The organism is Frankia sp. AiPs1, assembly GCF_023716945.1.
GTDB lineage: Bacteria > Actinomycetota > Actinomycetes > Frankiales > Frankiaceae > Frankia.
The window spans coordinates 1-8,633 of the sequence record NZ_JAMQQF010000233.1 but is presented as its reverse complement, the minus strand read 5'-3'; the positions used below and the strand labels follow the sequence as shown (position 1 = coordinate 8,633).

General features: G+C 70.7%; 9 protein-coding genes. All 9 read right to left on the bottom strand.

Going from position 1 to position 8,633, the window contains the following annotated elements:
• A partial coding sequence (locus tag ND748_RS18860; protein WP_251747289.1) for a hypothetical protein occupies positions 1-1,006 on the bottom strand: 1,006 nt, incomplete at its 3' end.
• A gap of 30 nt (positions 1,007-1,036) precedes the next feature.
• Positions 1,037-1,381, bottom strand: coding sequence for an antibiotic biosynthesis monooxygenase family protein (locus tag ND748_RS18855; protein ID WP_251747287.1), 345 nt, complete (start codon positions 1,379-1,381; stop codon positions 1,037-1,039).
• A gap of 185 nt (positions 1,382-1,566) precedes the next feature.
• Positions 1,567-4,161: a replicative DNA helicase gene (dnaB, locus tag ND748_RS18850; RefSeq protein WP_308205663.1), complete on the bottom strand. Its 2,595-nt coding sequence runs from the start codon at positions 4,159-4,161 to the stop codon at positions 1,567-1,569.
• 727 nt (positions 4,162-4,888) lie between these two features.
• On the bottom strand, positions 4,889-5,335 hold the full coding sequence (gene rplI / locus ND748_RS18845; RefSeq protein WP_251747285.1) for a 50S ribosomal protein L9: 447 nt from the start codon (positions 5,333-5,335) through the stop codon (positions 4,889-4,891).
• Between the two features lie 11 nt (positions 5,336-5,346).
• Positions 5,347-5,583, bottom strand: a complete 237-nt coding sequence (rpsR, locus tag ND748_RS18840; RefSeq protein WP_009741495.1) for a 30S ribosomal protein S18 — start codon at positions 5,581-5,583, stop codon at positions 5,347-5,349.
• A gap of 50 nt (positions 5,584-5,633) precedes the next feature.
• On the bottom strand, positions 5,634-6,185 hold the full coding sequence (locus tag ND748_RS18835; RefSeq protein WP_251747284.1) for a single-stranded DNA-binding protein: 552 nt from the start codon (positions 6,183-6,185) through the stop codon (positions 5,634-5,636).
• A gap of 63 nt (positions 6,186-6,248) precedes the next feature.
• Entirely contained in the window at positions 6,249-6,575 is a 327-nt protein-coding gene (gene rpsF, locus ND748_RS18830; protein ID WP_285902351.1) for a 30S ribosomal protein S6, read from the bottom strand.
• A 243-nt stretch (positions 6,576-6,818) separates the two neighbouring features.
• Positions 6,819-7,094, bottom strand: a complete 276-nt coding sequence (locus ND748_RS18825) for a hypothetical protein (RefSeq protein ID WP_251747282.1) — start codon at positions 7,092-7,094, stop codon at positions 6,819-6,821.
• Between the two features lie 172 nt (positions 7,095-7,266).
• Positions 7,267-8,469 carry a glycosyltransferase family 39 protein gene (locus ND748_RS18820; protein ID WP_251747273.1) on the bottom strand — a complete coding sequence of 401 codons (1,203 nt, stop codon included), beginning with the start codon at positions 8,467-8,469 and terminating at the stop codon, positions 7,267-7,269.
• Between the last annotated feature and the right edge of the window lie 164 nt (positions 8,470-8,633).

The following is an 8,633-nucleotide window of genomic DNA, read 5'->3' as shown; positions in this document are numbered from 1 at the left end:
GCCCGGCACCCCGCCCACCCGCAGGGCCGGGCGGCGAACCAGCGCCGGTTGCCGGCTCACCGTCCGGCGCCGCCGGATCGGTCGGGCGGTCGGGATCGCCTCGGCCGGTCGCGGGATCCGGGATCGCGCCGAAGGTCGGCGGGTAGTCGGGGATCGGCGGGATCGGCGGAAAGTCGGGGATGGGGGAGAAGTCGGGGATCGACGAGTCCTCGGCCAGGGGCGGGAAGTCCGGGATCGGGGGGAAGTCCGGAATATGCGGAAAATCCGAGCGGGGCGGGCCGTCCTCGGCACCCGGCGGACGGGCGCCGGGCTTCCCGGGAGGAGTCCCGCCACGTCCGCCGACCGCCGGCCCCCCAGGCCAGTCGGCCGGGTAGGCGGACGCCGGGGGACCCTGATAGCCGGGCTGACCTGGCAACCCGGGCTGGCCCTGTGGGCCCGGCCAACCTGGATGCCCGGGCTGTCCCGGATAGCCGGGATGTCCGGGCTGAACGGGCCGAACGGGATAACCGTGCTGACCAGGCTGACCGGGCTGACCCGCGTAGCCGGCCTGGCCCGGATAACCAGCCTGGCCGGGATAGCCGGGATAGCCGGGATGTCCGGGCTGAACGGGATAACCGGGCTGACCGAGTTGGCCGATCGGCTGACCGGGGTACCTGACCGGCCGCTGACCGCCGGACCCCGGCGGGCCGGGCTGCGGCGGGCTGCCGCGGCGAGTCCCCCGCCGACCGGCCGGGGGCCGGCGCCGCCGCCACTGATCCCGGATCACCCAGACGAGTCCCAGCGAGGCGGCGGTGCCGGCGAACGGCCCCACCCAGGTTCGAGCGATGAGCAGGTAGAGGGTCAGGACGCCGGTGAAGATGTAGCCGGTCACGAAGAACGCGAACGGGCGGACCTGAAATCTGGTGATCTGCTCGCGGAGCAGGATCGCCGGGATCAGCCAGATGAGGAAGCCGAAGAAGCCGGCCGTCAGCGGCGCGACGAACAGGTACCCGAAGAACGCTTCCATGGTCAGGGGTCCAGGCGATCGTAGGGCAGGTCAGGCCGGGTCGGGACCGGGTGGGACGTCCACACCGTGCGCCACGGACGGCGGACCGGCGAAGTACGGTCCCAGCGCAGTGCGCCAGCGGACGAAACGGTCGGACTCCCGGAAGTTCTTCAGGTGGCTGTCCAGGCTGTCCCACTCGACCAGCAGCACAAAGCTGGACGGCGACTCGATGCCACGCGTCAGCCGCGCGGACCGGCAGCCGGGCGTGCCGACCACCTCCGTGCGCACCTCCCGGTAGGCGGCCACGAACTTGTCCTCGGTACCGGGCTGAACGTCGAAGCGGGCGATTTCCAGGACGCCTGACTCCGCGGGCCCGCTGTTTCCGCCGTCACTCACCGGACGTCTCCTCAATACGCTGCACGTTCCCGGCCGTCCCCACGTTCCGGGGCGTCCTCACGTTCCGGGGCGTCCTCACGTTCCGGGGCGTCCTCACGTTCCGGGGCGCCATAGCGTTCAGTGTGTCACCGTCCGGGGATCGTGGTCCGCCGACCGGCGCAGGTGGGCACCGGGCCGGGCGCGGGTCAGTTGGCCATGTCGACGAATCGCGAGTAGTGCCCCTGGAAAGCGACGGTGACGGTACCGGTCGGCCCGTTGCGATGCTTGGCGATGATGAGGTCCGCCTCGCCGGCGCGCGCCGACTCCTTCTCGACCGTGTCCTCCCGGTAGAGCAGGATGACCGCGTCGGCATCCTGCTCGAGACTGCCGGACTCGCGCAGGTCGGAGACCTGAGGGCGCTTGTCGGCTCGCTGCTCGGAGGCACGGTTGAGCTGGGAGATCGCGACCACCGGCACGTCGAGCTCCTTGGCCAGCAGCTTCAGCGACCGGGAGATCTCGCTGACCTCCTGCTGGCGGCTCTCGACCTTCTTCGGTGACGACATCAACTGCAGGTAGTCGAGGATGACCAGACGCAGCTCGTTGCGCTGCTTGAGCCGGCGGGCCTTGGCCCGGATCTCCATCATCGTCAGGTGTGGACTGTCATCGATGAACAGTGGCGCCTCGGCCACCTCACCCATCCGGCGAGCCAACCTGGCCCAGTCGTCGTCGGTGAGCCGGCCGGTGCGGATGTTCTGCAGCGACACCCGTGCCTCGGCCGACAGGAGCCGCATGGTGATCTCCATGCGGCTCATCTCCAGCGAGAAGATGACCGAGGTCAAGCCGTTTTTGATCGACGCCGCCCGCGCGAAATCCAACCCAAGCGTCGAGTTGTGCGTCGGGATACAGGTCTCGCCCGCGAGGTAGAGATGATCGGGACTGTCGACCTCGACGCATCGGACCGGGACAGACGCGATCGATCGGACGTCCGTGATGTACCGCACCCCGGCCGCCGGGTGCCCGGCCGGTCGCAGTCGGGCAGCCTTCCGCGCAAGCCGGAAGACCTGCTCCTGGGGAGCGAATTCCACCGTGAAACAGGTGGATGTTTCGACCGACCTTCCCACTACCCGCTTCGCCACGACGGTCGCACGATAGCCCAGCGACACAATGAGCTCACGCGTTTCTCGGGCCAACCTCGGGTTGGTCGAGGCGAACTGGACGGTTGACCCATTGCTCGCCACGGTGCCATCGGTGTCCAGCAGTCCTGCCAGCAGGTCACGGCGTTGCTGCTCGCTCGCCCGCAGATAGCCGGCCGGGATATGCCTGTTGCCCAGCACGCCGAGGGTTCGCAACCCGGCCTGCAACGTCCCAGCCTGCGCACGGCAGGAACGGCAGCGCGGCTCGTGGCTGGTTACCCGGCAGCCGCACTCCACGCAGCTTCGAACCTGGCGCGGCTGCGCGAGGAAACGCAGCTTGCCCCCGCAGGACCGGCCACAGGTGCGGACACCGGGCATCGCACCGGTGAACGGTCGCCCACACACCGTGCAGGCTTTCTCCGCCACCGCGGGCCACCGAAGCCCCAGCCGATAGCGGTACCTTGCGCTGGTGCTCCCCACGACGTCGTAGCCGCGATGCCGGCTCCCGTCGGGAATCTCTGCGTCAGCCGAGGTCGGGCTCGCGCAGGCCGACGTCCCGTCGCCGAGCCAGGCGCCGAGCAGATAAGGGTCGATCGGCAGGTCGGCCGCCGGCAACTGGAACGGGCCGGCGTTGTGCACCGCGTGGTTGCATTCACGATCAGCAGTCCGGCTACGCAGAGTACGGGCAATCTCCTCCGTGGTGACCGGTCTGGTGAGGGTCGCGGAGCGGGAGCCCGAACGGACCGCGCCGCCACGGCGGTGCTCCGCCCGGGTCTGCGTGATCCACTGATGCTGACCGTCCGCCACGATCACGGATCCGTCGGAGAACTCGACCTCGTAGCACGGCCGGCCGTGCATCACATCGGTGGCGGCGACGACACGGGTCGGCCGACCGTCGGCACCGATCAGCATGTCGCCGACGACGACGCGGCCCATCGTGGTCCAGCCAGCCGGCGTGGGGAGCGCGGTGTCGAGGGCCAGCGCCTTTCCGACGGCCGGCCGGGCCGCGACGATCCAGAGCTGGCCGCCGTGCAGCCCGTTGGTCAGCTCGTCGAGGTCGACGAAGCCGGTCGGCACGCCGGTCAGCGCACCTTCCCCGCGGCCCTGGATCGACTCGATCTCCTCCAGGGCCGGGTTGAGCAGCTCTCCCAGCGGCAGGTAGTCGTCGTTCGACCGCCGGTCGGTCACCTCGTACACGGCGGCCTGAGCGCGATCCACGACCTCGCTGACGTCGGGGGCGGCGCCGTAGGCGAGCTGGACGATGCGGGTACCGGCCTCGGCGAGGCGGCGCAGGACCGCCTTCTCGGCGACGATGCGCGCGTAGTAACCGGCGTTCGCCGCGGTGGGCACGCTCGAGATCAGGGTGTGCATGTACCCCGGGCCGCCGACCCGTTCCAGCAGGTCGCGGCGGCTGAGCTCGGCCGCGACACTGATGACGTCGGCAGGCTCGCCCCGGCCGTACAGGTCGCCGATGACCTCGTAGACGAGCCCATGGGCCGGGCGGTAGAAGTCCGCCATCCGCAGGACCTCGACGACGTCGGCGATGGCGTCCTTCGACAGCAGCATGCCGCCGAGCACGCTCTGCTCGGCCGGGAGGTCGTGGGGCGGGGTTCGCTCGAACTCCGCGCCGCCGCCTGCGCCGCCGCGTGAGATCTCAGTGACGCTCACGACGCACCCTCCCCGCTCTCCCGCAGATCCAGATTCGAACACATGTTCGTACACATCAGCGCTGCGGTCAACGGGCCACGCCGCCGCGCCCAGCAGATCTCGACCACCCGTCGACCCCCGTCACGCCGCGTCCGGTCCGGTGGCCGTCCGACCGCCGCCCCCTCGACCGCCCCAGTCTCGACTGCCCTTCCCACCGGCGTCCCCGCCCCGGCGATCCGGCCCCAGCGACCCGGCCCCGGCGACCCGGCTGGTCGGCAGTCCGCTCCGGCCGAGGCAGCACCCGGCGACCGGCCGCAGCGCTATGCGACCCGGGTACCTGGTGAGCAGCCGCCGAGGTGGCCGGGCGAGCCCCACGGAACCAGTCTGGAGGGTCCGACCATACGGATCCGCGAGCACCCCCACCAAAAAGTTATCCACAGGCCCTTGTGGAAAAGCTGTGGGTAACCTGCCGGAATCTGGGGAGGAGTTCGGGACAGCGGCTCACAACCTGTGGAAATCAAGGACCACAAGGCCGAGGGTCCGCAGGTACTACAGGCACAGCCGACCCGCCTCCTGTGGATAAAACGGGGCGGAAGAAAGTTCATCCCAGATCGGTCCCGCAACGACGAACTCCCCCGGACCGAGGACCACCACTGGGGTGGGTCGGCCGGGGGAGTTCGTCAGTCCGGGACATCCGCGCCTCGCCGGCGAGGCGGCAGTGCCGCCTCCCAGCGCGGAGCCGCCGGTTCTATGCCTTCTTGACCTGGAGCTTCACGGAGGCGGTCACCTCGGGGTGGAGGTGCACGGCAACGGTGTAAGCCCCGAGCGACTTGATCGGCGTGGTCAGCTCGACCCGCCGACGGTCCAGCTCGGGACCGCCCGCCGCAGTGACGGCGTCGACCACATCGGCCGCCGTCACCGAACCGAACAGCCGGCCTTCCTTGCCGGCCCGGCTGATCAGCTCGACCTTGAGGCCGCCGAGCTGGCCGGCGATCTCCTGGGCGTGGCCGAGGTCGCGGACCGCCCGAGCCGAGCGGGCCCGCTTGATCTGCTCGACCTGGCGCTCCGCGCCCTTCGTCGCGAGGATCGCGTACTTGCGCGGCACCAGGTAGTTGCGCCCGTAGCCGTTGGCGACCTCGACGATGTCACCCGGGCTGCCAAGGCCGGGGACCTCCTGGGTCAGGATGAGCTTCATCCCGCCACCCCCTAGCGAGCCGAGGCGGTGTAAGGCAGCAGCGCCATCTCGCGGCTGTTCTTCACCGCCGTCGCCACGTCGCGCTGGTGCTGGCTGCAGTTGCCGCTCACCCGCCGGGCACGGATCTTGCCCCGGTCCGAGATGTACTTACGCAGCAGCGAGGTGTCCTTGAAGTCGATGTACTCGACCTTGTCTTTGCAGAAGACACAAACCTTCTTCTTGGGTTTGCGCACGGCCGCCTTGGCCATGGACGTGCTCCTGCCCCGTTGCGTCGACCGCGAGGACGACGAGCGCCCGCTCAAAACGGAGGCTCGTCAGAGTAGCCACCGGCCGGCTGCTGCGACCAGGGATCATCATTGGGGACTCCGCCGGCCGGCGCGCCGGAGGGGACGCTGGCGGGCGCGCCGTAGCCGCCACCACCGCCACCACCGCCACCACCGCCGCTGTAGCCACCGCCACCGCCACCGCCACCGCTGCCGCCACCGCGGGCAGCGCGGACGACCTTGGCGGTCGCGTAACGCAGACTGGGGCCGACTTCGTCGACCTCGAGTTCAATCACAGTGCGCTTCTCACCCTCGCGAGTCTCGAACGAGCGCTGCTTGAGCCGGCCCGTGACGATGACCCGGGCCCCCTTCTGCAGCGACTCGGCGACGTGCTCGGCGGCCTGACGCCAGATGGAACAGCGCAGGAACAGCGCCTCGCCGTCTTTCCACTCGTTGGTCTGGCGGTCCATCGTGCGCGGCGTGGAGGCGATGGTGAAGCTCGCCACCGCAGCGCCGTTCGACGTGAACCGCAACTCGGGGTCGCTGGTCAGGTTGCCAACGACGGTGATGATCGTCTCACCGGCCATGGGCGCCCTCCCGGATGTCGGCGGTCCGCGACGGCAAGGTGATCGCCGTCCCCGCGGACCGGGTCATGCCGCCACCCGGCGGCTCTGGCGAGGCTTCTTCGGCTCGGGAAGCCGGATGACCTTCGTGCGCATGACCGACTCGTTCAGGACGAGCTGACGGTCGAGCTCGGCGACCACGTCCGGCTCCGCGTGCAGGTCGATCACCGCGTAGATGCCCTCGTTGCTCTTCGCGATCTCGTAGGCAAGCCGGCGCCGGCCCCAGATGTCGACCTTCTCAACCACACCGCCGCCCTGCCGGACGACGCCGAGGTACTGGTCGAGAGACGGCGCAACGGTGCGTTCCTCGAGATCAGCGTCGAGGATCACCATGAGTTCGTAATGACGTGCCAAGGTTGAACCCACCTCCTGTGGACTCAGCGGCCACGGATTCTCCGTGGCAGGAGGAGCCGCGGATCGGATCTGCGCCGCCACGGACGCGCGCGGCGGCGCAGATCCACAGGGAATCGCCCACCGGCACATCCGGACGATCAGCAGTGCACTGCGGCCGCTCGCGGCAGGGTGGCGATCTCGACGAGATCACCGGCTGACCAGCGAACGGACGGGTGCGCCGACGCACGGCGTGTCCCGACGAGCTTACTCGATCCTTTTCGGCATCCTCGGCGCCCCCACGGCCAGCACCACACGCAGCCAGGCGGTCGCCACTGCGGCCAGGCAGACGAGATCAACGGAGATGAGCAACCCGCGCAGGTGCCGCGACGGGCCGGGATCTGCGATCGCCAGCCCGAGTACGGCGAGCGCGGCCAGGCCCGCGAGCCCGGCCGCCAGGCGGGCGAGCGAGCGTGGGCCCGCGCCAGCGGCGCCGTCCGGGCGACGACCGTCCGGGCGACCACCGTCTGAAGAAGCGTCCACGCCGGCTCCGGATCCGACGTCAGGCCGACCCGACTGGGGATCCCCGGTCTCCACCGCATCGCCCTTTCGTCATGTAGCCCCGACGCGGCGACACGCGCGTCAGCGACATCGTCGCGCATCCCTCGTCCACAGGGTCGTACCGCCGCCCCGATATCCAGCGCGTCGGGCGGGGTCAGTCCACCCACTGGCCCTGGGTGAAGGCGATGACCAGCACCGCCATCACGGGGACGCACAGACACAGATACACCGACGCGACCCGGGGACTGCGCGCGGCGGCCCGCGCGAGCAGCAGGTAGAGCGGGAACGCGACCAGAATTCCGCGGATCCCCGAGGCGTAGTAGCTCGTGCAGGCCATGATCGCGGTCATCACGCCGACGAAGGTCGCCTCTCCCCATCTCCGGCCGACCAGCAGGACGCCCGTCAGCAGCACGCCGACGACCACCGCGAGCAGCTCCCCCCGCCAGAACCACACGAAGGTCGACGCTCCGTTGCCATCGGTCGCCGATGCCCAGGTGGTCGCCCATCCGGACCAGGGCCAGTCGGTGCCACGATGCCAACCGTCGCGCATGGCATCGGTGTAGGCGCCCCAGCCACCGGTGCGCGCCCGCAGGTAGCCCAGGTAGGCCACGACCGGGATCGGCGGAAGGGCCAGCGACAGCGCCGGCCAGGCGAACACCGGCCGTCCCGCGGCACGCCGGCCGACGACGTACTGCACGGCAAGTGCCACGCCGAAGGCGACGCCGCTGATCCGGGTACCCGCCGCCCCCGCGCCGAGCAGACCGGCCAGCCACCAGCGCTGCCGGCGGGCGGCCAGCCAGGACGTCGTCGCGAACGCCAGGAACAGCCCCTCCGAATAGGCGGCGAACAGGAACACCGCGTAAGGAAAGGAGATGAGGCTGACGACGGCGAACCTCGCAGCCGGGGCGCCCACCTCGTCCGCGGCCAGTCGCCAGAGCGCAGCCACGCTGACGGCGCCGGCGAGCAGGGAGACGGCGAGGCCGGCAGCGATCCAGTCCGGCACGACCAGATGGACGAGGCGGATGGCCAGCGGCAGGCCGGGAAAGTCGACCTCGGTGCGGTCCGAGTAGGCGGGGGAGAGATAGCCGTAGCGGGCGACCTTGGTGAACAGCCCGACGTCCCAGTGATCCCACAGGGTGCGCAGCCCGGGGGCGTCGCGGGCCGGCCGCGAGGTCAGCGCCCTCGCCGCGGCAAGGGAGAGGAGCGCGACAGCGATCCGGCTGCCAAGCCAGAGCGGCAGCGTGGCCCGAACGGACTCCGGCAGGCGGGCCCAGCCCGAACGGGCGGTGCTGGTGAGGCCGCGAAGGCCGACGCGTTCCTCCGCGGCGGACGGATCCCGGGAGGCGGCCTCAGCCACCAGCGGGTCCGCTGCCGTCAGGTTCCGGTTCGCCGGGAGGGTCCGACCGCTTCTGTCGCGGCCGGAACAGCGCCCCCGGCTCCATCGGCGCGAGCTCCGGCCGCCCGGCGGACTCGGCTGCCGGCTCTGCCAGTGGCGCCGCTGCCGGCTCCGCTGGTGGCGCC

What these genes read in the sequence shown, in the direction of transcription:
- rplI (WP_251747285.1), bottom strand. Translation starts at nt 5,335, where the DNA reads ATGAAGCTCATCCTGACCCAGGAGGTCCCCGGCCTTGGCAGCCCGGGT.
- rpsR (WP_009741495.1), bottom strand. Translation starts at nt 5,583, where the DNA reads ATGGCCAAGGCGGCCGTGCGCAAACCCAAGAAGAAGGTTTGTGTCTTC.
- ND748_RS18835 (WP_251747284.1), bottom strand. Translation starts at nt 6,185, where the DNA reads ATGGCCGGTGAGACGATCATCACCGTCGTTGGCAACCTGACCAGCGAC.